24 protein-coding genes and 1 tRNA gene are annotated in these 25116 nt (G+C 56.3%); 4 read left to right on the top strand and 21 right to left on the bottom strand.

Annotated features, from left to right (window positions below; genetic code table 11):
* The first annotated feature begins 485 nt into the window (after positions 1–485).
* The gene (locus tag WLQ66_RS02740; protein WP_340544817.1) at positions 486–2165 is read left to right on the top strand and encodes a calcium-binding protein; all 1680 of its coding nucleotides are present in this window, start codon (positions 486–488) and stop codon (positions 2163–2165) included.
* Positions 2166–2238: 73 nt separating this feature from the next.
* Here WLQ66_RS02740 and WLQ66_RS02735 read toward each other — a convergent pair whose 3' ends face one another.
* The 5 genes from WLQ66_RS02735 to WLQ66_RS02715 form a co-directional block, all read right to left on the bottom strand.
* Positions 2239–2679 carry a hypothetical protein gene (locus WLQ66_RS02735; RefSeq protein ID WP_340544816.1) on the bottom strand — a complete coding sequence of 147 codons (441 nt, stop codon included), beginning with the start codon at positions 2677–2679 and terminating at the stop codon, positions 2239–2241.
* Between the two features lie 19 nt (positions 2680–2698).
* Positions 2699–4663, bottom strand: a complete 1965-nt coding sequence (locus tag WLQ66_RS02730; RefSeq protein ID WP_340544815.1) for a hypothetical protein — start codon at positions 4661–4663, stop codon at positions 2699–2701.
* A gap of 146 nt (positions 4664–4809) precedes the next feature.
* On the bottom strand, positions 4810–6060 hold the full coding sequence (locus WLQ66_RS02725) for a hypothetical protein (protein ID WP_340544814.1): 1251 nt from the start codon (positions 6058–6060) through the stop codon (positions 4810–4812).
* Between the two features lie 684 nt (positions 6061–6744).
* The gene (locus tag WLQ66_RS02720) at positions 6745–7143 is read right to left on the bottom strand and encodes a Rap1a/Tai family immunity protein (protein WP_340544813.1); all 399 of its coding nucleotides are present in this window, start codon (positions 7141–7143) and stop codon (positions 6745–6747) included.
* A 103-nt stretch (positions 7144–7246) separates the two neighbouring features.
* Positions 7247–7483 (bottom strand): helix-turn-helix domain-containing protein, encoded by a 237-nt coding sequence (locus tag WLQ66_RS02715; RefSeq protein WP_061049099.1) that lies wholly within the window; start codon positions 7481–7483, stop codon positions 7247–7249.
* A 227-nt stretch (positions 7484–7710) separates the two neighbouring features.
* On the opposite strand from WLQ66_RS02715, the gene WLQ66_RS02710 reads away from it, so the two are divergent.
* Together WLQ66_RS02710 and WLQ66_RS02705 are read left to right on the top strand one after the other, a co-directional pair.
* Positions 7711–8307, top strand: coding sequence for a hypothetical protein (locus tag WLQ66_RS02710; RefSeq protein WP_340544812.1), 597 nt, complete (start codon positions 7711–7713; stop codon positions 8305–8307).
* A gap of 1054 nt (positions 8308–9361) precedes the next feature.
* On the top strand, positions 9362–10681 hold the full coding sequence (locus WLQ66_RS02705; RefSeq protein ID WP_340544811.1) for a DNA cytosine methyltransferase: 1320 nt from the start codon (positions 9362–9364) through the stop codon (positions 10679–10681).
* On the opposite strand, the gene WLQ66_RS02700 is transcribed toward WLQ66_RS02705, so the two are convergent.
* The 16 genes from WLQ66_RS02700 to WLQ66_RS02625 form a co-directional block, all read right to left on the bottom strand.
* Positions 10625–11464 carry a hypothetical protein gene (locus WLQ66_RS02700; protein ID WP_340544809.1) on the bottom strand — a complete coding sequence of 280 codons (840 nt, stop codon included), beginning with the start codon at positions 11462–11464 and terminating at the stop codon, positions 10625–10627. The two genes, WLQ66_RS02705 and WLQ66_RS02700, sit on opposite strands and share 57 nt — an antisense overlap.
* A gap of 50 nt (positions 11465–11514) precedes the next feature.
* Positions 11515–12477, bottom strand: a complete 963-nt coding sequence (locus WLQ66_RS02695) for an O-methyltransferase (protein ID WP_340546289.1) — start codon at positions 12475–12477, stop codon at positions 11515–11517.
* 1 nt (position 12478) lies between these two features.
* Entirely contained in the window at positions 12479–13816 is a 1338-nt protein-coding gene (locus WLQ66_RS02690) for an ATP-binding protein (protein ID WP_340544808.1), read from the bottom strand.
* Positions 13817–14072: 256 nt separating this feature from the next.
* Positions 14073–14432, bottom strand: coding sequence for a hypothetical protein (locus tag WLQ66_RS02685; protein ID WP_340544807.1), 360 nt, complete (start codon positions 14430–14432; stop codon positions 14073–14075).
* Between the two features lie 39 nt (positions 14433–14471).
* Entirely contained in the window at positions 14472–15191 is a 720-nt protein-coding gene (locus tag WLQ66_RS02680; RefSeq protein WP_340544806.1) for a hypothetical protein, read from the bottom strand.
* Positions 15188–15964 carry a terminase large subunit domain-containing protein gene (locus tag WLQ66_RS02675; RefSeq protein ID WP_340544804.1) on the bottom strand — a complete coding sequence of 259 codons (777 nt, stop codon included), beginning with the start codon at positions 15962–15964 and terminating at the stop codon, positions 15188–15190. The genes WLQ66_RS02680 and WLQ66_RS02675 overlap by 4 nt, the downstream gene beginning before the upstream one ends.
* Positions 15961–16149 (bottom strand): hypothetical protein, encoded by a 189-nt coding sequence (locus WLQ66_RS02670; RefSeq protein ID WP_340544803.1) that lies wholly within the window; start codon positions 16147–16149, stop codon positions 15961–15963. The genes WLQ66_RS02675 and WLQ66_RS02670 overlap by 4 nt, the downstream gene beginning before the upstream one ends.
* Complete coding sequence (locus WLQ66_RS02665; protein ID WP_340544802.1) at positions 16149–16778, bottom strand: hypothetical protein; 630 nt, start codon at positions 16776–16778, stop codon at positions 16149–16151. Before WLQ66_RS02665 ends, WLQ66_RS02670 begins: the two co-directional genes overlap by 1 nt.
* Positions 16779–16806: 28 nt before the next feature.
* Positions 16807–17202, bottom strand: a complete 396-nt coding sequence (locus tag WLQ66_RS02660; RefSeq protein ID WP_340544800.1) for a hypothetical protein — start codon at positions 17200–17202, stop codon at positions 16807–16809.
* A 75-nt stretch (positions 17203–17277) separates the two neighbouring features.
* Positions 17278–17892 (bottom strand): hypothetical protein, encoded by a 615-nt coding sequence (locus tag WLQ66_RS02655; RefSeq protein WP_340544799.1) that lies wholly within the window; start codon positions 17890–17892, stop codon positions 17278–17280.
* Complete coding sequence (locus tag WLQ66_RS02650; protein WP_340544798.1) at positions 17892–19274, bottom strand: DUF4055 domain-containing protein; 1383 nt, start codon at positions 19272–19274, stop codon at positions 17892–17894. The genes WLQ66_RS02655 and WLQ66_RS02650 overlap by 1 nt, the downstream gene beginning before the upstream one ends.
* Entirely contained in the window at positions 19271–19543 is a 273-nt protein-coding gene (locus WLQ66_RS02645) for a hypothetical protein (RefSeq protein ID WP_101655390.1), read from the bottom strand. Before WLQ66_RS02645 ends, WLQ66_RS02650 begins: the two co-directional genes overlap by 4 nt.
* Positions 19544–20674: 1131 nt before the next feature.
* Positions 20675–21859, bottom strand: a complete 1185-nt coding sequence (locus WLQ66_RS02640; RefSeq protein ID WP_340544797.1) for a hypothetical protein — start codon at positions 21857–21859, stop codon at positions 20675–20677.
* Positions 21859–22092 (bottom strand): helix-turn-helix domain-containing protein, encoded by a 234-nt coding sequence (locus WLQ66_RS02635; protein ID WP_202807075.1) that lies wholly within the window; start codon positions 22090–22092, stop codon positions 21859–21861. The genes WLQ66_RS02640 and WLQ66_RS02635 overlap by 1 nt, the downstream gene beginning before the upstream one ends.
* Before the next feature lie 141 nt (positions 22093–22233).
* Positions 22234–23478, bottom strand: coding sequence for a tyrosine-type recombinase/integrase (locus WLQ66_RS02630; protein ID WP_340544795.1), 1245 nt, complete (start codon positions 23476–23478; stop codon positions 22234–22236).
* A 141-nt stretch (positions 23479–23619) separates the two neighbouring features.
* Positions 23620–23695 (bottom strand) — tRNA-Thr (locus WLQ66_RS02625).
* A gap of 379 nt (positions 23696–24074) precedes the next feature.
* On the opposite strand from WLQ66_RS02625, the gene WLQ66_RS02620 reads away from it, so the two are divergent.
* Positions 24075–25064 carry a GT-B fold glycosyltransferase domain-containing protein gene (locus tag WLQ66_RS02620; protein WP_340544794.1) on the top strand — a complete coding sequence of 330 codons (990 nt, stop codon included), beginning with the start codon at positions 24075–24077 and terminating at the stop codon, positions 25062–25064.
* Positions 25065–25116 lie beyond the last annotated feature (52 nt).

Genomic DNA, 25116 nt, shown 5'->3' with positions numbered 1-25116 from the left:
GGAAGCGTATGGATTGAGGTCGTAGATGGTCGCGCCTGTGCCACGTTTGAGCGATACCTTTGGTCGGATAACTTCATGCACCGTTTGCAGCGGGCAACCACACTGGCCCGCCGGGTATCAACCGGCTCTTGGGTGTGCCGTTGGTGCGGAAATGAGCTACCAGATTTCCGCCGTACCGATGCCCTATATTGCGGTGAGAGTTGCCGGAAAAAGGCCGCGCGACAGCGCCGCAGAGACCGGGTAAGTTGATTTACTTTTATAAACTTGTTTCTCAGTCAACTATCTGGCTTTCTATAACCTCATACAGCGCCATAGTTCTGGATACGCAGATCAGTCCATCTATTCGATGATAGCAAGGCAAACTAGACAAGCCACTAAGTCTCATCGGCGGTTGACAGATGCCCTAATTCCCTATCGGAGTAACAATGACGACATGTCTGGGCGTGTCGTCGCGTACAATTACAAGTATACGATAGGGGACTAATATGGCTCGTTTTCTTGGTACTGCTGGTGGGGACAGGATAACCGGAACCGCAGGTGACGATGAAATACGTGGCCTAAGCGGGAACGATACGCTTGATGGTGGATTTGCCTCGATTGCTGGCCAAACCGAAGATAGCTTGTATGGCGGTGCCGGGGACGACTGGCTCTCTATTGGAACAGGAGGCGGATTTGCTTCGGGGGGCGATGGAAGCGATACCATCGTCGGAGGTTGGGGGGCTTCCGAAGTTGACGGGGGCCAAGGCGACGACCACATCACTTTTTCACTCCTGACGCGGTTTAGCACTGGAAATACCATTAATGGCGGTATGGGCGATGATACGCTCGTAGGCACCTTTGCTAATTCGGATGCTTTCGGCGGCGATGGAAATGACCGATTTGAACTAAGATCCGGGTCTTTTCTAGGAAGAGATAATCTGCTTTCGGGGGGCGATGGCTTTGACACGCTCACCTACACTCAGACGGGCGTCACAATATCGGTCTTTTCAGCTGCCCGAGCCTCGATTGAAGCGATTGAAGGTGCACGTATCTCCGGGGATCAAGGAAACGATTGGATCGACCTTCGAGACATTCAACAAATGGATCAGGAGGAATATCGCTATTTTGCAAATAAACCTCTCGTCGATGTAGACTTGGTGATTGCTCTGGGAAGTGGAGACGACCGCTTCTGGGGATCAGACTTCGCAGAAGTCATCTATGCAAATGCTGGCTCGGACACAATTATAGCAGGTGGTGGCAATGACTTCTTAAATGCCCGATCCGCTGATTCAGGATCGTTGTCTGGCGGTGATGGGGACGATTTTCTGGATCTGGGTATCAATAAGGATGCTACTCTGTTCCAGCTGGCAGGTGGCCAAGGAACTGATACGCTGCATGCTGCTGCCGCTCACGGACAACTTATCCTGGATAACACAATATCGATTGAAGTGTTGCGCGCTGACGCACTGCATGGATCATTAGGCGACGACTACTTTGACCTTAGTGGTGTAGTTGCCTTGGAAATTGAACGCGAAGATCTTTTTGATCGTTTCCGGTTCAACCTAAAGGACGGGAACGACGTCTTCATTGGAACGCAAACCGGTGATTATGTCCATACCATCGGCGGGGTCTCCGGTGATAAGCACTACAAGGGACGGCGTGGTCATGATGAACTGATATCCGGTAACGGCGATGACACGCTTATTGGTGGGTGGGGGCAAGATACGCTTATTGCTGGAGCAGGATCTGACCGGTTGCTTGGTGGGCGCGGCTCTGACTATCTAGCTGGTGGCTCATGGAATGATCGGCTGTTTGGTCAAACCGGCGCTGACTATCTGCAAGGAGGTGGAAACAACGACATACTAAAAGGTGGGCGGGGCCGAGATACACTGGATGGCGGTTCAGGTAACGATAAGCTTTTTGGCGGCGGAGGTAGCGACACCTTTGTCTTCAGTGGAAACTTTGGACATGACACAATTGTAGGGTTCGATCCTCTTCTGAACGGTGATCTGATTGATCTTTCGGCGCTCGGATCTCGATTAACAGAGCAGCTACTATTTAGCGAAATTGTGTCTCAGAATGGCAGCGATGTTCTCGTTACTTGGAGCAGCTACCAGAGCATTACACTTAGAGGTGTTGACCTTGGAGCAATGGACGCCGGGGATTTTATATTCGGGGGAAACTAGAGGACGCCCATCCGCAAGGATTGGATCGTTACCGGATACCGTCAGCCCTCGGTATGGTGCGAGTAGCAGGGCATCACTGCCCCGCTGCTGCGATGCCGCCCACCAGATAGGGCAGCAGCTTGGGGATGGCCCGTTCGGTAGCCTGGGCGGACCCTTCGTGCGTCAAGAGCGCCTTGAACAGGTCAGGGTCGGTCACAGCATCCGCAATCATCTGAGATGCCTTGTCCTGTGCTAGGTGATTGAGCAGATCTTTCATGCGGCCGGAGGCCATCTGTGCTGTCTGAAGGCTGGCACCGCCACCCCCGCCCAAACTGGCACCGTGGCGGGCCGCGCCGATCCGGGCCACTATCTCAATCAGGCGATTGGCCTTTGCCCCCGACAGCTCATTACCGATGGTCGCGTTTGTTGTGGCCTGAGATTTCGCAAGCTCTCGCGCCACAAAGCGCAGACGGGACATTTCGGCCTGAGTGAACACCTGCCCGATTGCGCGGGCTGTCTTGGGGTCTGACAGCACCCGGTTCAATGAAGTCGCATCAAGGCATGGTCTGCGCGCCGCGCGTTGTGCGGGCAGATCCAATCAAGTGAGAAGCAATAGCACCCTTAACACCGTCCAGAGCCGCCCCAGACGGGTCTTTGCGGGCCTCGTTTGCAATCCGCCGCGCTGCCTGGATTGGGTTCTTCGCGTCGATGATCGACTTGATGGCACTTTCCGCCGTCTCCCCGGTAAACCGCGCAACTGCGCTCCGCTTCTGGTCTTCCAAAGCCGCCATCCGGCGGGTGATACGCTGGGAAAGCTGCTCCGCTGTCTCGCGCTGTTGAACCGCACCCTCAATTTCAGAACGCAATTCCGGGTATCGCGCAAGCAATTCCTTGTTTCGAGCCATGTAATGACGCGCACCCGATAACGTGACAGCACCATCCCGGCTGGACACAGCAGACCCCTTGAACTGCCCGGAGATGTAATCCTCAATGACGGGCCTTGCCCCGCCTGCGGCTTCAATCTGGCGCGATGAGACTGCGGCCTCTGTACCGCCCCGCCCCACTGTCCGCTTCAAGGCCAATTCAGGGTCAATCGCGGCATCGCCATCAAGTGTGCGCTTAAGCAACCGTCCGGGCGCGCCCCGGTCAAAGGTTTCATGCAGCGCCGCCGAGAACGCGCGGGCCTCGTTGATCTGTCGGCCAATTGCGGTGGTGCCAGCCTTCGCCCCCAAGTCATCAAGGATTGCGTCCGCTACGTCATTTGCCATGCGGGCGGTATTCTTGTTCTGGTCATTCCCTGCCATGGCAGACCGGGCCACACGTCGAAGCTCTGAGTAAAGCCCGTGCATCTCGCGCACGGTCGCGGTGTCGCCATAGACCTCCGGGCTTTCCAGAAGGTCACGAATGGCGCGTGGGACATCGTTGCGCTGAGCATAGGCCACCTCGGCCACCAACGCCTCTGCCTTGGCGCGGGCAGCACCGGTGCCAACTGCCGCATCGCGCGGGATTGCGGCCCATAGCTCCCTCTCCTGCAACAAGGCATCTTCAAGCGCACGCTTGATATTCCGGGTGATTTGAACACCATTTTCGCCATCAGGGTTCTGGCTCTGAATGCCTCGCAGACGGCTTTCCGATGTCGCCATTGCACCGTCTGCCTGGGCCTGTAGCTGTTCCTTGAAGCTCTGACGCCGCTGCCGGAAAAAGGTCTGCGCGTCAGCCGCATCGCCGCCCATACCTTGAACCGCAGCCTGTGCCGCGCCCGAACTATCAGCACGCCGGGTTTCAAGAGCAGCGCGCAAGTTGGGGTTTTGATCAGCGGCCAGACGTTCGACGGCAAGCATATTGGCGTCTCCGGTCTGTTGTGCCGGCGTCAGGCTCAGCGGGTTGTCTGAGGTGATGCCTTGGGCCAGCTCTTCTGCACGGTCTCGCCCCCCGGCCAAGCTTTGAAGCCGATCCGAGGCTACAGCGCGCGCGCCTGAGTTTGTATAGGGGGCAAGTTCAGCCGCCGCCCGCCGGGTGAGTGCCGCCGCTGGCGAAATTCGTGCGGCTCCCTTGACCAGTGCCGCGCCCGCCGGGATCGACATAGGGGCGGCAATGGCCGCAGTGTTCTGGACCCACTCAGGTGCTCCGGCCTCATCGGCCACTTCCTCAGCGGCACCACTCAGACCTCCCGCGAAGACCTCAGCCGCCGGGGCCGCTTGCGTTGTGAGCGCACGATAGGCGTCATCCGCGAAGCGCCCAACCGCGCCACCTGCCCCCCGCAGAGCTTGCAGGCCCTTGGCCACTGGCAACAAACTGCCCGCCGCCTGTCCTGCCCCGCGTGCAAAGCCCTCAGCGGCTCCCTTGGGGTCTTGCTGTGCGACCTCAACACCTGTGCCCTGCATCAGGCGTTCCAGCCCTGCCGTGGCGCTGCCTGTGCCCTCAGAGAATGGGTTTAAGGCGTGCGGTTCATCGAATGGGTTCACGAAATCAGCAAGCCCACCGACTGCCTCAGCAATGCCCTTGTTAACCTGCGACATGATGGGGTGCCTTGGCCCGCTCTGACCGGCGGGGGCAATTCTCAGGCTGGACGCGATTTCTTCGACAGTCTTTTCTTGCTCCGCCGGAGATAGGCTTAGAAAATCGTCGGAGACCTGAACCTTGCGACCTTCAATGTTGAGTGTCGTCATTCTACCACGCTCCACGAAATGCCGCTCTGTGTGGTCGATCCCGCACCGCCAGTCTCACGCTTGCCGAAACTGTCAATCACAACGTCATAGTCTGAAAGCAGACGCGACAAACGGGCGATGTTGGCGCGCGCTTTGCTTCGCATCGTCGCGGTTTCGGATGTATTGGCAACGTCCTGGTTCATCATGATTGCCTGTTCCAGCATGGACCGGGTTTGGTTCAGCCGCTCACGTGTGCGCCCCTCTCCCTGCCAGACACTGTTTGGCGTGCTGGATAGCTTCTGGAACTCTTGCAGTAGGAAGTTTGACGGCTTCCCGGCCACGCCATCCGCCAATGTAACCATGGTATTGGTGGACAGGTTTTCCATTGCCTGCGTGGCACGCTCATTGTTGGGCGCGATAAGGCCAGTACCAAGCGCATCGCTGATTGTATTGCCCAGCTGAGAAATGAACCCCGGTGCACCCGTGGCATCCGAGAAATCGCCCCCCTCAGGCATGGACTGGTATTCAGGGTTTGATACCAGCCCACCATCACCGTCCACGGTCACCCCTGCCCCCTGTGGGCTGGTCGCACCGCCCATTGAGAATACGCTTCCATCTGGTGCCGTGAAGGAAAACCCGCTACCCCTCTTGGCTTGCGCATACTGGATCCGGTCGAGAGGTTGGCGACCTGCGGCCCGCTCCTCTGCGGCATAGCGCCCGTATTCGTCGGCGGGCTTCGGCGGGGCGGTCAGTTCCTGAACCGCTTTCAGCTGCCCTAGGAGGCCCTCATATTGAGCGGCAACAACGGGGAATTCATCAAGGCTTTCAATCGGCGGCTCGCCAACAGTCTCAAAAAGCTGGTTGATCCCGTTCAGATCCCCTCGCTTGTATAGAAGCATCCCCTGCTGCAAGCCTTGCTCCACCCGCGCAGCCTCTGCGGCCCGTGTCCGGGCATCCAGCGAAGCCGCATAAGCCTCGCCCTCTCTCTTGAAGGCAATCCGGCGCTGCTCCATCATCTGCGCGCGTGACTGCATGTTCTGCCGTGCGCTCTGCATCTGGACCGCCTGCATCGGGTCCAGCTGGGCCAGTGCATTCAGCGCCTGCGGCTGACCGGCGGCGATATCCGCGCCCTGCGTCTGGAACAGGTTGCGCAGCGCGTTCTGGCCCCGCACTTGGTTGGTCTGCTGTGCCGCCATCGAAGACTGAGACAGCGCATTCACGATATCCGGCTGTTGGGCCATCAGGGGCAAGCGGGTGTCGAGTGTCATTGCATCGCTCCGGGTTCTGGATGTGTTGCTTTCAAAAGGGCAAGTTGCCAGCGGACTGACGCGCGAAGGGCCAGCCTAAACGCTTTGACGTTCTCGGTTATTCCTACTTCGTTTGGGTCCAACATCGGGCAATTCTCCTGTGTGTAACGGTATCATAATACCCCATCTCAAACAACGAATATGCCATATTTTATTGACGAAAACACTTGATCTGATGGTTTCGCTTCGGTTCCGTGCTTAGTCGTATAAGTCCGATGCTCCTCACTGCTAACGTTTGCAGTGAGCGGGTCACGCAGCTTGGCGCGTTCACTCAAATAGTGCCGGTCACCGCCCGCACTGGCGGATCAATGCAGCGCTTTTCTTGAGGCACTCTGTAGGATGCTCAATTTTGCGCACCCTCTACCGGCAGGAAGTATCTGACATCATCAGCCACTAACCTTTTTGCCGGTTCTTGCCGGTTTGCCGGTAGGGGTAGATCAGCTTGCGCCCACCACCAGCCTAACCGGTCTTCGTCGGCCAAACACATGCAGCCTCAGAACCAACCTGCGATTGGCCGCGACACTCCCCCCGGTCGGGAACTTATCATCATCACGAAACCGCAGCGCGAAACTATCACGCCCTAGGACTTTGAACCGAAATGCTGGGATCTATTTCGCGGGAGTTTCTAACCACTCTTTGGCGATACTATTGTTCCGCCGCGCAAGGATATTCCTTTTCAATTGCATCCAATAAGATAGCTGAAGGGAAGCCCGATACATTACCGTCAGGGCGGGAAAGTTCAGATACAACTAGAAGTGCAAGATCGGCATCTGTTACTTCATCTGGAATACACAGCCCTATTGCGGCCTCCAGCTCTTTTCTTGTTTGCGGCCCGCCTTCAGTGGCGGAAGTGGCGCCCCGTATGCGCTCTGCCGTGGCGCTATCGATAGCACCTTGGATATAGCCAAAACAGTAAGCCTTAATTTCGCTTCCATCCTCCCAGGCGCAAGCTCTCAGGATCTGTTCTAGTGTAACTGCGGCAACTGGAGTTGCACAAACTCCAAGTAATGCGGGCGCAATCAGCGCCCGTACGGAAAACCTCATCTGTTGCCCCTTCGAAAATCTGACATTTAAGGAAATGAGCTTCGCAAGTTATCGAGGCGTATCACAGAGCAAAAGGCTGCGGTTGAAAAATCACGAGCAACCCTCAAGTCTCACCAGCAGGAACAAGAGCCACCCCTAGACCAGAGGCGACCTGTCCACTTTCCAAAAACTGGACACCTTGGGCCTGAAGGGACAATCGCAAGTGCTGGATAGTGGACTCCTTCCCCTCGCCCTTGTCCACTTTATTCAAAGTGTTGCGATGCAAGCCGGTTGCTTCCGCAAGCTCTGGATTACTCAAACCCAGTGCGGCCTTTGCCATTTTGAACTGCTCAGGTGTCATATTGCCCTCTTATTGTGCCGTTAGCACATTTTAAGTGTTTACAGCACATGCTGCCAGTAGTATAAATATGCTATCAGCACAAAAAATGTAACACAATGACCACCGACCACAAACACTCAATCAGCGGCGCGCGGTCACTCGCCCCGGCCTACACCGGATAACCCTAGGGCGTCAGGAAGCACGACGCCTGTCAGATAATGACAGCACAAAGCGAAAGGATTTCGCCAATGTCCGAGAACAACAAAGATCTGCACCCCGAATGGCTCACACAATGGCGTGAGAACACCGCGCGCTGGAACAAAACGGTAGAGGGCAGCGCCGAAGAAAAGCAGCTCACCGAAGAACAAGACGCCATCGAGCGCCGTTTGATGGCGACACCGGCCACGACGCCCGCCGGGATGGCCGCTCAGATTGAATTTGCGCTTGAAAACAACCTTGTCGGTGAAGATTTGAAAGGCGGGATGTTCGATGGGCTGGACAGCAACATGTTCGCCAGCATCACGGCAGGCCTCAAAAAGATGGCAGACGCGAGCAAGGCAGAGGTCGATATCTGCGAACTGTATGGAACATGGCAGAGCATCACCGAGAAATACAAAACCCTTGAAAGCCGCCTGTTCAGCAGCGACGTTTCCCATGGTGAGTTTGAAGACTTGTCCGACCCAATACTGGCCGAGCGCGACAAGGTGGAGAGTGCAATTTTCGCCACCGGATGCACCACCGCCAAGGGACAAGCGATCCGCGTGAAAATAGCGGCGTACTTCGACTGGGCCGTTCCAGACTACAACAGCGCAGTCCTAGAACACGCCGAGCAAGTTCTGGGCTGAACCGACTGCGCGCGAGACCTTCCCCGATACCCCAAGATACGCCCCGCCCAGCGCGGGGCTTTCTCATTCATGGGACTGTGATTCTGTATGAAGCAATCAACAGACGGCACATCTCAGACCACTGCGGAAGGCAGAGGTATCAGAAACTCAAAGTGGGGCGTTTAGTGGGGCTGAAAACAACCATCAACCGGTAAGGTGCTGATTATTATCATTTTTATTACAAATTATGGTGCCCCCACACGGACTCGAACCGCGGACCTACTGATTACAAATGCCTAGGGCTAGACGCTAACCGCTTGTTGCCAAAGCATTAGTCTTCGAAGGCATTTGGCGTTACAAGGATGTAACAAGTTTTCAGAAACATCGCTTGCTTTGCTGGACCAAAGGCAATCATGGGACGCCGTTACAAAAAACCTAATTTTCGAACCGTCATGTCGGGCAACGTTACCGAAGAGGACGGGCGCGTCTACCTCTATGGTTCAGAGGAAGTTGGCCCGGTGCAACTAGAAGGCCGTTTTCACTTCTTCAAGTCCGAGTTGCCCCCAGACGCGTGGGAACGTGTCCGAAAGCGGCACAAGCTGTCAAAGAAGGTGAGACACACCTGCTATTCTCATGGCGTGCGAAAAGGAGAAGGGCGCGGCATTGGCCCGTGGGTATCACCAACGTTTCAAATTCAGTGGGCCTATCCGCCCGAAAACTTCTAGGCAGTGCGGGCACGCCTCGATTAATAACTGCGACCCTGATAGTTGAGTGAGTGCGGTTTCACATTAGGATCGGCTGATTGAAAGGACTTTTCTTGTTCAGTGACCGGCATCTAAGTAGTGCTTTTTGGACCCAAAGACGGAAACAAGAACCGATACAAAGCAAGAACATAGTAAGAAAGTATTTACTTAGCTGAGCGACATTGGCCGGGCTTTGATGATCGAATGAGAACGCAAAATATGTGATCCAGACACAGCGATCCGGCGCGTCGACGCCTTTCTTCGGCACTAGGATTTGCTGGTCAAATCGCCAAGACGTCGATATGTTGCGCAAAAACGGCAGGGAGCAAGGCATGGCACGACCGATTGGAGTCGATCTGTTTTCAGGCGCAGGCGGTATGAGTCTCGGCTTTGAACAAGCCGGGTTCGACGTGGTCGCGGCGGTCGAACTCGATCCTGTTCATGCAGCCGTCCACAAGTTCAACTTTCCGCAGTGTGCCGTTATCCCTCGTTCCGTCACCGACGTGACCGCCGCCGACGTGCGCGAGGCCGCAGGCATCGGCGACCGCAAGGTCGACGTAGTGTTCGGAGGTGCGCCCTGCCAAGGATTCTCGCTGATCGGTCAACGCGCCCTCGACGATCCTCGCAACTCGCTTGTGAAGGACTTCGTTCGGCTCGTTAGGGACCTAGACGCGACCTACTTCGTGTTCGAGAACGTCAAGGGTCTGACGGTCGGCAAGCATCGGAAATTCCTGTTCGAGTTGATCGAAGAATTCGAAGCGTTGGGTTACGATGTGCAGAAGGACTGGCGGGTGCTGAACGCCGCCGACTATGGCGTGCCGCAGGACCGTCAGCGTCTGATCCTGATGGGGGCCAAGAAGGACGCGACCGTTCCCGTCTATCCGACCGTCGTATCGAAGCGCCCAACCTGCGAGGATGCGCTAGGCGACCTGCCCGATGCCGAGGGGTTCGAGGAACTTCGTTCGTCCGACTGCGTCGAAACCGCCGCTTTCGGTGAACCGAGCAAATATGCGGAACCCTTGCGCGGTGTCGGAAACGACGCGTGGGGCTATGGACATCCTCGCATCTGGGACAACGGCATCCTGACTTCGAGCGCCCGCACAGAGCACACCGACATTTCCCGGCGGCGCTTCCGCGAAACCGATCAAGGGCGAGTGGAACCGATCTCCCGCTTTTTCAAGTTGCCTGCGGATGGGGTGTCGAACACGCTTCGCGCAGGCACGGACTCCGCCCGAGGGGCATTCACCAGCCCGCGCCCGATACACTACGCCTATGCGCGCTGTATCACCGTGCGCGAGATGGCACGCCTTCATGGCTTCCCAGATTGGTTCCGCTTCAACGCCACCAAGTGGCACGGGGCGCGGCAGATCGGCAATGCCGTCCCGCCGCCCCTCGCACGCGCCGTAGCAACGTCAGTGATCAAGGCTCTTGGTGTCAGACGGACCCGCCCCACGGAGGCGCTTGAACTCGGCGACGAGTGCCTATTGACGATGGGCAACACCGAGGCTGCGGCGCACTTCAATGTCACAAATCCCATTGGAAGGCGCGACAAGAAAAGCGGTGCCAAGAAGCGCAAGCAAGCCGAGATAGAAGAACTAAATGCCGTTCACCGCGGGACAGAGTTCGTAGATGGCGTCACTTGCAACTCGTAGTTCCTTGAGGTGCTCTGCTTGTGGACGCCTAACGGCCTCGAATTCTAACAAGTAGAAACCGACACCTTTGACAGCACGGAGACCTATAGGAACGACTGTATCGACGTCCGCAGTCGCGAACGCAGCTTGCACTTGGTTAATAACCTGGCTTTCGATAAAGCGGTCCTTAGCTTGTTTTGCTTCGCAAGTGATCAATACTGAGGTCGGGTTTTTCCAGTCTCCAACTTTCCCAAGAAAAAGAGCATCGATTTCAGTTGATCGAAGCTTAATTCCCATTTGCAGATGACTGACTTCCAAAAGCGGAAATGCCGGCGAAACAGAAAAGTGTGTCTCAACAACTCTGAGATTGACGGCAGTTTGAATTAGCCAAGTCTCATCGGAACGCCCTAACGTTTTGGTTGCCAACGGTAGACTAAGAGACTGCACCGCAAAATGTTTCGCCCCACTACGTACAGGGAATTTGTCCGGAAATGGTTCTCGCTGCCCGGGCTCATACGGCACAAATTCAAAGCATTCCCCGTCACCGGTTCGTTGAACGCCCATGAAGCGACGAGCAGCCACTGACGTGGGCCAGTTCTTTGACGCATTGGCCCCTCGAAGGAGATCCTTCATAAAGTTCGCAGGGTTGTTCGCCTTCAACTTCTTCGGGCGCCCAACATTTGTCTGTCGAATTGCTTCCGCCACTTCATCTAAGCTCATCAGCGTCTTGCGAAGCGTGCCGCTATTTTCATCCCAGTATTTATTGAAGAGAAACTCTACAACTTCAGTCTTTAGTGACGCCACCGATTTTCACTCCCAATTCAGCTTCCCAACCACGAGGCAGCGGTGTGCGCTCAAGTTTCCAATACTGAAAAATTCGGTAAGTATCGATAGATGGAGACGAATTTCTTCACATCCGAAGTAGGAACATAACCCGCATCAAGTGCATCAATATTATCAGTCGGGAGCTGCTCTTCGATTTCACGAATTTCCTTCAAAGTCATGACTGGCATCTGAATTTTCACTTCATGATCCATGTTTGGCAAGAAGTCGACTGTATCAAAGCTGCACTCGTCGAACTTGCCTTGGTCACCTCGAGTATAGAAAACGTACAGCACGGTTAGCATCGGCGTTGCATCCGAGTAACTAAACCTGCAGATCCTTCTAAACTCGAAAACGTCATCCCCTTCTTTTTCTGTGTTTCTAAGGGCAATTTTCTGTTCAACAGCAGCATCGACGATTTCTTCACAGACCTGCCGGAACGGATTGCCTCTCAAGTCATCCGAGAACACCTTTCCACCGTAGTAGTCCTTGAAACGGGACGTAAATTGAGCAATTGCATGCTCGATTTCCTCTTGTGCCTTGGCTGCTTCAAGAATTTCCGCCGCTTCGTCCACCTTGAGAGTGATCGCCAAGCACGATCCCGACTTGCAACTTGCTGAGATCAACTGAACATCGCGCAACGTCTCCAGCGAAAGAGGAGAATCAAAATCCAACCAAACTATCGATTCTTTAGCCCAGTCGATCTCCGGCAGCTTGGCTCCGCTGTCACCAAAGAGTAGATTGATCGCCTTGAAAGGTTTGTTGTGCAGAAACCGGTCTTTTGCTTCCGATCTTTCAATCGACACCATCTTCTTGAAGCCAAGAAGTTTATGAAAGAGGCGAAAATCCTCAAACCACAATGAGCCAAATCCAATGTACTGGTAGTCTCGCACCGCCTTAAACGGATACAAGCAACCAAGCAGTTCCGACACCATTCTACGCTGCGCATGTTTCGCTGGTCGCAGCGAGTAGTTTACTTTCCTAAAGCTAGACATCTCAGCCCCTGTTCCGCTCAAGGACAATCTCGAATGTCCGCTCACCAACGGCACGAGCTGAGTCGACACCCAAGGCACTTTTTAAAAATTCAATTTCCTCAATCGGCCGGGAGTATTGGATTTTGATCGTAGGCGGAGCTTGCTCAACAGATGATTTATCAGGCGCTTTGAATGCTTGATCCGTTTTCAGCACGTCAACCGAAGACTTTGGCGCGTTTCGGATGAGGCGCATAAGAGGGCTCTTGTCTCGTCCATAGTCCTCAATTTCGGAATCAAGCTTGTTGATGAAGTCGAGGACATGCCTAGCCAAGACTATCATCCTCTCGTAGGCGCGCTGCCAAACGAGGCTGTCCTCATCGATGTCCGTTTTCATTGTGTTCCACGGAACCCTAGAGGAGTCATCACTGTCGAAGTACACTATGCCACGAAATCGGGAATATTGGTTGTGGAAACTGGGAAGCGAAGGGCGATCAGCGTTGTCTTCAATCACGCCCCACCCTGTTTCTTCTCTTCTATCAGCGTCCAAGATTACGCGACCGTTGCACACTACATACCAACCTGCGCTCTTCGGGATTGAATCGGAAATACCAACAACAATGCGGATGCGCACTGGCTCTAGACCGTCTTCATCAAATACAAAGTTCTCTACAACTGGCTTGAGGGTTGCCGTGGAAAAGAACCTAAGGTCGGCGGCGTCCACCCTGTTACCATTTACGAAAATTTCCATTCCAAACGAAATGAACTGCCGGTGCTTAGATTTAATCGACGAGATAATTTTGTTTTCAAAAACCTTTGTCCCAAAGCTGGTCGCCGTGCCCTTTCTAAGTTTGGTAACTTCTATATAGGTGCCTGGAGAATCAGAAATCTCATGTCCGCCCTCATATTCGGACCACGGGAAAACCCAATCGTTCTCTTCCGCTTCCCACTCTGGCACATCGACTCTGACTGCCCAACTTTCTTCCGGTGTTCGAGATTGAACCAAGAACTCATGGCCAAACTTGAAGAGCGCTCGTTTCATTCCAACACCGAATTGACCAATAGAGTGCTTCGTTGAATTGAAACCCTTTGGCCGACCAAAGCGAAACGCATACATTTGCGCCGTTTGCCTGTCAAAACCACCACAGTTGTCTTTTATTGAGAATTTCTCTTTGGAAAACTGAATCTCCACCCTTAGGCCACTCAGATCGTTGCTATCCTCGCCTCTTAGGCGCTTTGCCCCGTCAATGCAGTTATCCACCAAGTCAAGCACAGCTTGCTCCAATGGAATGTCCCGAACCAACATGTCCACAAAGAAACTCTTAGTTGGAAAAGCGCTAATTTGATCTACATTTTCGTTCACTTCAAATCCTCAACTAACTGCTCGCCGCTTTGCGGTGCTATTCCAAAGCATCTTGTGTCCAACCTTTAGGGTCAACAACAAAACGTTTCGCAAACATCATGCCCAGCAGCGCGCGTCTAAAGCGGTTTGCAGGCTGGAGGGTATCTCGATGCCCGAAACAAAGGGATGTCCACGAGCGCCTGCGCTTTCCTTGCGCGCTCATTCAGTTCAACAGGCAATGACGGGCGCGGCTTGCAAGAGCTTGACGAGAGACGCGTCAGAACGGCGGCTTCGAGATGTCTTCGGGCGGCGTGGGGTGATTGTCCGGTTCAGGCCTAGAGGTGTAGCCGTAGTACTGCGCCAGTTCCTCTGGGATGTATTCGTGAAGGTCGAGCGCAAGGGCTTTCATGATCGTTTCTCGATCTTTCTTCCACTGCGACGTTCGCTTGGATTTCGTTTTGTCAGGCTTAACGCCGCCGCCCAAGTCCCCGAGTAGATCAATCTGGACATGGTGACTGGCCTCGAACGCCTCGCGCAGTTTGTTGACGCGATTGAGCATTGCGATTTTGCGTCGCCTGTCTTCCTCAGGGTCGCCTGTCAGGCCCCATTTGTTAAAGCGTTTGCTGTCTGGTTCCATGCGAACAGCGTCGCACACAACCTAAGCGACAGCAAGGATTTAGGCCCAGCCGTGCAACCGATAAGAGCCGCTGAGGGTCGTTTCGAGATGAGTTGCAGACAGGTATGCGAGGGCTGTTGCGATGGCCCGGTCGGCGTGGTGGCCTTTTCCACCACCCTGCAACACGAGATTGCCCGACGACGTGCTGGCGAGTTCAAAGCTGGCGATCTCATTCAGCAAGTCTTGCTTGCCTTCAAGGTCGTGGGCGACGGTCAGTGCCCCTGTTTCAAGGCCGACGGCCATGTTCTCCAAGAGAAGCGTTTTGGCGCAAGAAACCTGATTGCCTTTGCGGGTCAGGTTCGCGCCTGCGGTCATGACAACGGCATGATGCTCGATCCCTGCATTGTCCAAGGTCGAGGAGAAAGGCGTGCCCAAGCCCGACGCATCGATGGCAAGGGACCAATGCGGAATTTGGTTCAGACGCCGCGCGAGGAAATCGGCAAGGTCGGTGTAGGAGTAAAGCTGGATCGTCTCTTGAAAGACGACGGTGCATTTGCGCGGGCCAAGTTTTTGCTCGAACCCTCGACCTGTGAATTGCGGATAGCACTCGTCGCGGATTACCACGATTGCCGACGGATCGTTGCGCCCCAAATCCATGCCAACGTGATGTTTCAGCCAACCGTGAACGACCGTGCCATGGGCCGCAGGGTCTGCGTTCGATGGCAGGACAACACGCCCGTCTTTCAGGAATTCATACTTAGGCGGGTTGTCGGGGGTCATGACAGCTCCAATGCGTTGACGTTCGGGTTGCTTGAGTTTTCGAGCGTGTCCCAAGACAGGAGGGGCGTTCCAGAACCGACAAACTCGCACAGGTGTTCGCGCCGGAACGTGGTGTCGGACATGGTTGCTCTGTCGAAAGCGACTTGGGCCGCGCGTCGGGGAATGTCGATGGAGCGCGCCATGATGCGGCGCACCTGTTTGTCGCCTGTCCATGTCTCGTAGAAATAGCCGGTGCGCAGGTTCGGAGTGGACAGAAGGAAAATGCGCCCGGTCTCTTTGCGCATGGGAAAGAAGGCCGTCAGAGCATCGTCGTCGAGGAAGCACGCCTCGTCAGCAATGATCGTGTCCGCCGTCATCCCGCGTGCCTGATCGGTTGCAGGCACAACGATGATGCGACCGCCGTGCGATGGGTGTGCCTCAAGTTCCGTTTGCGTCTGGCGCACGATGGGCGGGCAGAACGGATCGGTGTTCTTGAATTCCAGAATCCGGCGGAACAATTCTGTCGATTGCCGCAAGCTGGGGGCCGTCAGGATCACTGTCTTGCCGACTGAGAAATCGTCATACCCAAGACCGCCCGCAGAGGTCGATTTGCCTGACTGCCGCCCGCACAAAGCGAGGACCATGCGATCCGCCTCGTTTAAACGCGGATCGGTGGACAGAAGCGTTCGCTGCCAAGGATCCGGCTCACCGATAGCGAGGCGGAACCGCTCGACTGGATCGAGGCTGACGGTCAAGCCTTGCAGGAAGGACAGAAGGTGCTGGTCGTGGATCATCGGTTTTGCCCCGGCCACCGTGTCGCTGGTTTCAGCATCCGGCGCGCGGCCAATTCGGACAGGATTTTGACGACGATGGGCGGCGCAGACTCGAACTGTTCGCGCATATCGCTGGGGCTTTCGAGATCGACCTTTTCGAGTTGGTTCACGATCCCAACGGCGGCTTTTGCGACTTGGGAAGGCATTAGGCGGGTCTCCGATCATCGACAAGGACAGGTTCCTGAATGACCCCCATAGCGTCCATCTCGTTCAGAAATTCGTGCTTCGCGGCTGGGTGGTTGTTGAGCACTTTCAGGATGATCGAACGCAACTGGATGAATTGAGGGCTTTCGTTCAGGTTCAGGTGAATATCCATCTTCTTGTTCAGCTTGCCGTGCAGGTCGGCCAGCGACATGAGGCTCTGACGAAGCTCTTTCAGCGCGCCCAACTGCATCATGCGGTCTTCGTCGCCCTTCGCGGATTCCAGAAGGGCTTTTAGCTCACGCAGAACCCATTTGAGGTCTTTGTCGGTGTCCTCGCCAAACTCGTTGACGATGGCCGCGTGCTGCATCGCCGTTTTGACTTTGGCGTCATGCATTGCGGTTGCGAGGATCGCCAGTTTTTCCTCTTCGGGAAGTTGGGTGATATACCGCGCAACCGACGTATCAGAAATTCCAAGCTCTTTGCCCGCCTGAAACATCGACATGCGCCCAAGAACGATCTCCCGCGTGTAATGCTCCCGTTTTGCATCCGGGAGCACCGCCATTTTGTGCGGCTGGGTTTTCTTTCGCGGCGTGCCTTTCGGCGGTCCGGGCTTCTTGCGCGGGGCCTCCACCGGCCCCTTTCCCGGCACCAGAGTGACCTTATTCATTGGCCACGATCTCGAGCGGCACGCCCTGTTTTTCGGCCAGAGCCTTGGCGTCGCGGTACGCCTTCACGTTCCGCGCATCGGACTTCTTGATCTTGATCGAGTCGCCGGGCTTGCGCCCCTGATACACGCCGTTGCCGTCAAGGCGGGCTTGGTATTGACTTTCAGCGGCGGCGAGCAGTTTGCTGTGGTTATCGTCCGCTTTTTGTTTCGCGAGCTTGTCCAGAAGCTCGTCGTTCTTGGTGACAACGCCCTTGATCTGGGTTTCAACGGATTCCGTGATTTGGGGAAGGATCGCCTCTGCGATTTTCGGTGCGAGTGCGGCAATCAGGGCTTCTGCTTGCTGGTCGTTTTCTGCCATTTCTGGTTCCTCGTGATTGGGGCGGGTCATGCCCAACCCGCCCCGTTTCCATCACAAGACCAGAAAGTTGAGCCTAACTCGCGTTCTGTAGATCGAATATCGGTGCTACGCCGCTGCTGCCGCAACCGAAGTATCAGGTAGTCCTCGGTATTCAGGGCCATTCTTCTCGACGGTGCCTTTCTCAATCGCCTTGTTCAGGACAGTGCGGATCACGCCGTCGGAGAACCCGGTTTCGTCAGACAGTTCCTTCACGGTGCGCGGTCGATCCAGAAGCGCCATGACCTTGGGGCGTGCCTCCATGTATCGAACGGCTTTCCGTTTCGGTTCCTTGCGTCGTTTGGCAGGGGGTCGCGCCCGCGCGTCCTTTTCACGCTCCCACAGTTCGCGGGCCGCTTCGACATGGTTCAAAGAACCGCGCCCCTCGTAGTGGTCGAGAGCCTTTGTGTCGCCTTCGAGAACGCGGACCACGCGCGCCCGAACGTCATCACCGTTGAAACCGATGGCGTCGCAAAGCTCGGTTCGCCGCTTCGCCCACGCACCCGAATGGTCAGTCAGAAACCGCATGGCTTCGTACCGCGACTTTTTTCCCTCAGCTTGATTGGACGCCAGAGTGGTGGGGCCAAACAGGTCCAAGATCGCGCGAGACAGAACAGCAAAGATCAGGAGTTCTTCGGGCGGCGTTCGCGAATTGTGCTGGCCAAAATCGGGGTCGGTGAGCATCACGCAACCCCAGGCATGGGCAGCACGTTATCGTCCTCCTCGATCAGGTCGCGTTCATCGTCGAGTGCGCGGTTCACGTCCATCAGTTCGCCCTTCTTGAGATTCATCAGGAAGGTATCGTGGGAGATCGCGCCAGCGGTGTATGCCTTGAGCAGGGCCGTGAGAATGGCCGGGTCCATCTGGGCGGTCACGAAGTCACGGTGCAGTTTGAAGACTACATCGTCTGCGGTGCCGGGACGCGTCCACTCAGCGGCAAGGCGCAGGAGCTTCGTCAGGCCCGCTTCGACCATGTTGACGCTGCTGTGAAGCAGGGACAGTTCGGAACGGTGGCGCAGACGGGCCGTGTCGGTGGTCTCGTTGCGGCCTTTGCCGTCATAGACCATCCGTGCGCCGAGGGTTGCCATTTGAGCCGTGAGATCGTCGAGAGCGGTCTTTTGCGCGGCGATGCCTGCACCCGTGAACTCGAGCATTCCCGCTTGTGCGCCTTGCGGCAGAACCCAAAACGCGCCGCTGCCGATTTGCCGCGGCATGTTCTTCTCATTGAGCGACCCGGCGACCCAAGGCGTCGGCTGAGACGTCAGGTAGAGCGACCAGTAGTAGTCAGCGGACACGCGCCAGTGCGCGAGGTTGACGTTCACAAGGTCAAGGAAGGGCGGCTTTTCAACGTCGGCTTTCAGGTTGTAGGGCGACACGATCACCGCCGGAATGTCGAACAATGGCGAGCCGTCGATTGTCGGCGTGATGTCTTCGCCGATTTGTACTTCTTCAACGGTCTGAATGTCAGGGCCGTTGCGCTGCGATTTTACGTGGTAGCGTTTGACAGTATAGGCCGGGTCGAGGGTCAGGACGAGGTGCTGCTCGACCCCTGTGTCTTCGAGATCATGGTTGGTCTCGTGCAGCCGCAGGTAGGTCAGCTTTTGACGCCCTCCGACAAGCTCTTCTTTCCAGTCCAAGATCGACTCTGCGTCGAAGGTGGAAATGAACGGAGCAGAGCCGGGTGCTGCGCCGTCGGTCGGGTAGTCGAGCAGTATCGCATACCGGCCAAGGGACAGGACTTCGCGCAGGGCGCTTTCCAGAAGCACGTCGAGCGAATGCCCCTCGAAGGTTGCCGCGTCACGCATCCCTGCAATCCGTTCGGGCAATTCAAGGACTGGGGCATTGCGCGTCACCGCACCGACCATACCGCGCAGAGTGCGCTCGGCGACCGCATAGAAGGACGACCCCTGCACATAGCGGGTGTATTGGGCCGTCGTCATGCCCTCGGGTTCGGGCAAATATCGTGCGCCAGCGTTTTTCAGCCGGTCTTCGCCCGCGATCACATCGCGGATTTTGTCATAGGCTTGGCGCTGCTCTTGGTAGGTGCGATGCTTGATCTTGGTCACTTGATGCCTCGCACGATCAGGGGCCAAGGAATGTCGAAATGGGCCGCATTGGCGACAACGCGGATGCGGACGCCTTCGGGCGTTCGATCAGCGATCACGCCCATGAGTTCGGCGCGCGGATGCAGGTCGTCGGATTTTGCGGCAGCGATGATCAGTTGGTGGAGGTCATCAGGAGGCAGCGGCACGTCCATGTGGAAGGCCGTGTGAATGTCTTCGCCCAAGAGGCGGGAACCGTGAGGCGTCGGCTGGATTGTGACGTGCAGGGGCATTCGAATATCTTTCTCTGTTTGGATGTCGGCGGGCCGGTGCGGGCGACCTTCCGACTTGCGAGCATAGAGAGAACATATCAGGAACGATCAGTGGGCGTTCCCGGAGTTTCAGGTAGCGAACCGCGAAAAGCAGGTGGCGCGAATGGGCGGTTTACGCAGGCTCGCAGAGCGCGTCAGAGACGGGCGGTTGTGGGGTGGCGGGCATGATGGTGGGGCGCATGTGCAGGAACGCGTTGCTTGGACGGTTTCGCTGCGGCTTTGATGCGGTGGCAGGGCATGGGCGATATGTGCCGTGCGGGCGCGGCGGGAAAATCGTGGATTTGTGATCTTCTAAACGCGCCCGGGTCCGGGGATCGACGGCAGAGAAAGGGGGTGGTCGAGGCCAAATCGACGAAAACCTTGTAACATGCGGTGCGTTACAAGTCGCGAATGCAGAAAGATGCTTACAGTTCAATGAGTTGGCGCACTGGACCCACTGATAGCCTATCAGTTGGGCTTGAGATACGCCTCAAGGGGACGTCTTTCTCACGGGAGTCAGGGACGATATTGACCAAGAAGATCACCGCTTTACGCGTATGTGATGATCAGGATTGCAAAGCAAAACACCGAGTAGATCATACAGCCTTGGACATGATGCACGCGAAAACTCTGTATTCTCAACGCGTTACTGCATTCTTGCGCCACGATCCTGCACGCCCTGATGCACGCCAATTCACCACTAACCTATTGTAATCATTACAACTGATGCACGTGCTGCACGCCCTGCACGAGATTTGCTCGTCAACGTGAGTTGCAACAACAGCGGTCGACAATGTTGACTGCCGTTGTCGTTTTACGCGCGCACGCGCACGCGCGCACAAATGCAAACCGCCTGTGCAGTACGCGCATCATACTTGGACCTATAACCGAGTTATTCCCACCTTGTTCCGTGGTCGGATACCGCTGCACGCTGCCTGTATGATGCCAAGCATCAACCCCAACGGAAAAGGATGACCCGAATGCCTTTTGACTTCCCGCCCACAGTCCACCCCCGCCTTCTGAACCGCATGGCACGCGCAGGCGCGCTCAACGACCCCGCAACCTGTTCCCAATGGCTGCGGGATCGTGTTAATCGCGACAAACGGCGTCAGATCATGGGTGAATTGTTCGCCGCCGCAATCCCCGCCTAAAGGCATTCCTGCGGCGAGCAATTTCCCGTTGCTCGTCGCATGCCTTTTCGTCGTCGATACCATCCAATCGGCTCTGGAAATCGGCTTCAATCTCAGACCTTGGAATGCCGTCAGGTTTCATGACGCGCTCCATGGACGTCATGTTTGCGTTCCGAGCCTTCCAAGCTCTGTCGATCCATTCATTCCGCTGCGCTTCGAATTGCGCCTTGGTCATACTCGTGACCTGCATTCCGGTTTCCAGTAGATCGCGTTCATCCTGCGACGGCGCGCGCCACCCGTCGTCCCAGATTTCTGCAAAGGGTTCGACGTCTTCGACGTGATAGCGATCCCCATACCAATAGAAGCAAACGCGATGCTTCACCTGTTGCCCACCGACTTCTGCAATCTCGATCCCCGAGAACTCCTGACCGTTCCAAGGCTCGACCGGCTCTGAATAGTGATCGGCAACTGGGACGCCCTGCGGACGCGAATAGGTCAACTCGGCGCGCGCAACGTCGGGCAGTGTCAACGTCGCATCTGCGAGCACCCAAGCCATGCCGATCTCGTCGTCCGACCGACCGTGTAGCCCCGGATTGCCGACACGGCGACGGAATGCGCCATCGCCTCGCCCAAGACGAATTCCGTCACCATCGCGCACCCACCACTGATACTCGGGTTCTTCATCTGACTCTAACGCACGCACGAGGGCCTGATCGCGATTGAACTGATCGCACACCCGGCGAAGCCGTTCACGCCATTCGCTGAGGCGCTGCTGCACGTCTTCGCGTTGGTTTTCCGAGAACGGTCGCGTGCGCATCGCCTCAAATCGGGACCACGACATAACCTTGCTGAGTTCAAGGGTTTTGAACCACCAGTTCATCGGTGCGTAGGGTGCCAGGTCGTCAATCGACTCAGGCGGTTCACACCATGCCCAAGGGTCAGCCCGGATTTCGTCGAACATGACGTCCAATGCGTTCACTACGGGTTCAACGACAGGCGTACCGCTCAATGCTTTTGACACGGTGCTTTTGTGGATCGGCCCCGTCATGTCGTCGAGACGTTCCCAGTTTTCGGCGAACCATGCCTCGACACGCTTGTTCTGCCCAAGGAGGAATTGCTTGATGGCGTCGGCTTCTTGAAAAACGACACTGTCTATTTTCTGAGCCATCACCGATTCTCCTCGAGCCATGCGACCACGTCGTCGCGAAGGTATCGCACAATTCGGCAATTGGGCTGCGAATATGACGGTCCAAAACCGTCTTTGCGCCAGCGAAGCATTGTTTCATCTGACACGCCAAGAAACTCGGCGGCTTCGGCGCTGGTCATTACCAGAGGTGGATTTGAACGGATCAAGTCCGCCCGGAGAGAGTCAATTTGTGACGCGATTTGGTCAATGGTCATGATTATAGGTCCTGTGATGGGAACCCACATGACCGAACCGCGTCTCCCGCTTCCTGAGTGGCAATGCCACTACTCTCACGCGTCGGCCTCACACCTATCCGGGTCACCACCTATAGGCATGGAGGTATTGGTGGCTTCAATTTAGGCGGTGTTTCGGCGCAATTCAACAACGGAAGAAGGTGCTGCCTGAATCCGCTTGCTGATCGCCGCCGCAATCGCATTTGCCGCCGCCTTCTGTTCTTCATACGTCGGTTCGCCATAGTGGCCGAGCATCCGCAGGTCATTGTCGGTCATGGTCTGCTGTGCCAGCCACCTGTGAACGTGACGCGGGGCTACCTCCCGCGCAACCGTCATCCAAAAGTGGCGCATGTCACCCGGCTTCGTCAGAGGCAGTTTGTCCAGCACGTCCAGGTGGCCGCGCGTTTCCCGGCGCACGACACGCGACGGGAACACCCATTCACAGTCATCAAAGCGAATTTCGTGAAGGCGTTTAAACAACCTGACCACATCGTCCGCGAGAACGATGGTGCGCTCAACCTCCTGACGCTTGAGCCTGTCGAAGGTCACAACACCGTCTTCGAGATCAACTTGGTCCCACGTCAAAGCGCGCAGCCCACGGCCTCGGAAGCCCGTATACCAAGTGATCTTCCAACACAGGCGGATATGCTCATTCGGGATTTCTTCGATCTCATCCCAGCGGTCCTCCCAAGGGACTTGCATATCGAGTTTGCCCGTCTCGACGCGCGACCGCATCTTGGTGCCTTCCAGCAGCGACGGGATCGGCAGAGCAAGGGCGCAGAGCTTATTGATGAAACGTACCGTCGCCCCGGCGACCGTAGCCGCGACATGGGCGGCATTCGGGCGCGTGATCTGCACGGCATTCAGGTATTGATTGATCTCAAGAATCGGCAACTTGTCCACATGCACGTCCGCCCATTGCGCCAGATGCTTGTTAAACGTCGCGCGGTAGTCCTTGGCCGTTGTCGCCAGCATCCGCGCCTTGCCCGATTGCCTGCTGGTAGTGCGGTGTTCGATGAACTGTTCAAGAGCCTCGCGAAACGTCGGCAGCGCGTTGGCCTTCTCGTCCGCCTCCTTCGCCCGTGTCTCGGCCTTGTTCAAGACGTCGCCCGACACGATGCCATGCGCGACAAGGCCGCGCTGATCCTTCGCCCATTTGCAGTGCGTCACCTTCGACGCCCATTGGGCGAGCTTGACCGAGCGCACTTTGTTCGCTGTCGGATCCCACTTGTTAACGTACCAAGTCTTAACGCCGGTCTTTGTCACACAAAGGCGCAAGCCTTTCTGCTCAGGGTCTGTGTACCAGACGGTCTTGTCCGGCGTCGGAATCGCACCGACACTGGTGTCTGTGAATTTGATATGGGGCATTTTTGAATTCCTTGTAATGGCCTTTGCGTTACAAGGTTCATGTTATGTTCTAACCGCACTCAAACCCAACCACGGATTGCGCAAGCACCTCATTTCATTGAGGTAATCGCTTTGAAACTCGGTGTTTAGCTGGTGTTTGAGTGGTGCCCCCACACGGACTCGAACCGCGGACCTACTGATTACAAATCAGTTGCTCTACCAGCTGAGCTATAGGGGCCTTGGGCAGCGAAATAGCGTCTCTGGATGGAGGGTGCAAGACGAAAAATTCGTCACCCACCCGAGAATTTCGCGGCGTCAATTTCGCAGCAGAGCCCGTGCCCTCTCGTAGCGATCGGCGCAGTGTTCGTCGTGGTCAGACAGGAGGCCGCTGAAGCCCTGCCTTGCAGGCGCATTGACGAAATAGTAGCGCTCAGGCGAAACCTGCGCCTGCTGGTTCGACAGGCAGGCGGTCAGGCAGCAAATGCCAATCTCTCCAGAGACCTACTGGCAGCGGTGGTGGAAATATATGATCATGGCCGCAACCGCATTGCAGGGGATGTCGCATACGTGTCGAAAGTATATGAACACCGCATCGCCAGAAAACCGGACGCCACAACATGACCGATCCCCATTTCAACATCATGATCATCGGACAGGCCGGACGGTTGCAATATGAGGCGGTGCTGTTTGCCGCCTCTCTGCGACACTATGCTCCCGATTTTGCCGGGCGGCTCTATGTGGCGGTTCCGCAGCCTGGACCCAAGTGGCACAAGGACCCGAGCATCCGCAGCCAGCCGGTCTTGCAGGCGCTGGATATGCTTGGGGCGCACCTCCTGCCATTTCAGTCCGACGTCTTTGGTCAGGCCTACCCCTATGGGAACAAGATCGAGGCGCTTCTGGCGCTTCCTGAGGGGCAGCCTTTTGTCTTCTTTGACAGTGATACGCTGATCACCGGTCCGATTGATCAGCTGCCGTTTGATTTTGGTCGGCCCTCGGCATCGCTGCGGCGCGAAGGCACCTGGCCGAAGCCCACGCTCTATGGGCCCGATATGACAGGAATCTGGCGGGCGCTCTATGACCGTTTCGATCTGGATTTTGACAGCAGCCTCGATCTCAGCCAGCCCGAAAATTTCTGGCGCCGCTATCTCTACTTCAATGCCGGCTATTTCTATGGTGCCTGTCCGCAGGTCTTTGGGCGCCGGTTTCTCGACTATGCGACATCAATCCGCGACGACCTGCCCATGGCGCTGATCGGGCAGTCACTGGACCCCTGGCTGGACCAGATCGCCCTGCCCCTTGTCATCCACAGCCTGGGCGGTGGCCGCGACACGCTGCCGGAGGGATATCTCGACGGGGTGACCAGCTGCCACTACCGCAGCTTCCCGCTGCTATATGCGCGCGAGAGCGACGCCGTTGTCGACGCGCTGGAGACCGTGGCAAGCCCGAACAAAATCAAGAAAGTTCTGAAGCAATATGAGCCGATGAAACGGATGATCTACCAGGGGCGCGGTGCCAAGCTGCGCGCGATGTTTGACCGCGACAACCTGCCTCGCAAGGAGCAGGCCCTGCGCAATCGGATCAAATCCGCAGGCTTCTGGATGCGATAACCGGCGCCGCCGCTGGCAGCCCCGGATCAGGACCAAGGGCCAGGCAGCGCTG

The sequence above is a fragment of the Phaeobacter sp. A36a-5a genome (genome assembly GCF_037911135.1).
In the GTDB taxonomy this organism is placed as follows: Bacteria; Pseudomonadota; Alphaproteobacteria; order Rhodobacterales; family Rhodobacteraceae; genus Phaeobacter; species Phaeobacter bryozoorum.
This window is presented reverse-complemented; position numbering and strand designations above follow the sequence as displayed.

Bases quoted from the DNA above. Each gene is read 5' to 3' on its own strand.
- WLQ66_RS02640 (WP_340544797.1), bottom strand. From the start codon at position 21,859: ATGGCTCAGAAAATAGACAGTGTCGTTTTTCAAGAAGCCGACGCCATC.
- WLQ66_RS02725 (WP_340544814.1), bottom strand. From the start codon at position 6,060: ATGACACTCGACACCCGCTTGCCCCTGATGGCCCAACAGCCGGATATC.
- WLQ66_RS02635 (WP_202807075.1), bottom strand. From the start codon at position 22,092: ATGACCATTGACCAAATCGCGTCACAAATTGACTCTCTCCGGGCGGAC.
- WLQ66_RS02630 (WP_340544795.1), bottom strand. From the start codon at position 23,478: ATGCCCCATATCAAATTCACAGACACCAGTGTCGGTGCGATTCCGACG.
- WLQ66_RS02685 (WP_340544807.1), bottom strand. From the start codon at position 14,432: ATGGAACCAGACAGCAAACGCTTTAACAAATGGGGCCTGACAGGCGAC.
- WLQ66_RS02740 (WP_340544817.1), top strand. From the start codon at position 486: ATGGCTCGTTTTCTTGGTACTGCTGGTGGGGACAGGATAACCGGAACC.
- WLQ66_RS02680 (WP_340544806.1), bottom strand. From the start codon at position 15,191: ATGACCCCCGACAACCCGCCTAAGTATGAATTCCTGAAAGACGGGCGT.
- WLQ66_RS02730 (WP_340544815.1), bottom strand. From the start codon at position 4,663: ATGTCGCAGGTTAACAAGGGCATTGCTGAGGCAGTCGGTGGGCTTGCT.
- WLQ66_RS02695 (WP_340546289.1), bottom strand. From the start codon at position 12,477: ATGTCTAGCTTTAGGAAAGTAAACTACTCGCTGCGACCAGCGAAACAT.
- WLQ66_RS02715 (WP_061049099.1), bottom strand. From the start codon at position 7,483: ATGACACCTGAGCAGTTCAAAATGGCAAAGGCCGCACTGGGTTTGAGT.
- WLQ66_RS02620 (WP_340544794.1), top strand. From the start codon at position 24,075: ATGACCGATCCCCATTTCAACATCATGATCATCGGACAGGCCGGACGG.
- WLQ66_RS02645 (WP_101655390.1), bottom strand. From the start codon at position 19,543: ATGCCCCTGCACGTCACAATCCAGCCGACGCCTCACGGTTCCCGCCTC.
- WLQ66_RS02660 (WP_340544800.1), bottom strand. From the start codon at position 17,202: ATGACCCGCCCCAATCACGAGGAACCAGAAATGGCAGAAAACGACCAG.
- WLQ66_RS02670 (WP_340544803.1), bottom strand. From the start codon at position 16,149: ATGCCTTCCCAAGTCGCAAAAGCCGCCGTTGGGATCGTGAACCAACTC.
- WLQ66_RS02720 (WP_340544813.1), bottom strand. From the start codon at position 7,143: ATGAGGTTTTCCGTACGGGCGCTGATTGCGCCCGCATTACTTGGAGTT.
- WLQ66_RS02710 (WP_340544812.1), top strand. From the start codon at position 7,711: ATGTCCGAGAACAACAAAGATCTGCACCCCGAATGGCTCACACAATGG.
- WLQ66_RS02675 (WP_340544804.1), bottom strand. From the start codon at position 15,964: ATGATCCACGACCAGCACCTTCTGTCCTTCCTGCAAGGCTTGACCGTC.
- WLQ66_RS02655 (WP_340544799.1), bottom strand. From the start codon at position 17,892: ATGCTCACCGACCCCGATTTTGGCCAGCACAATTCGCGAACGCCGCCC.
- WLQ66_RS02705 (WP_340544811.1), top strand. From the start codon at position 9,362: ATGGCACGACCGATTGGAGTCGATCTGTTTTCAGGCGCAGGCGGTATG.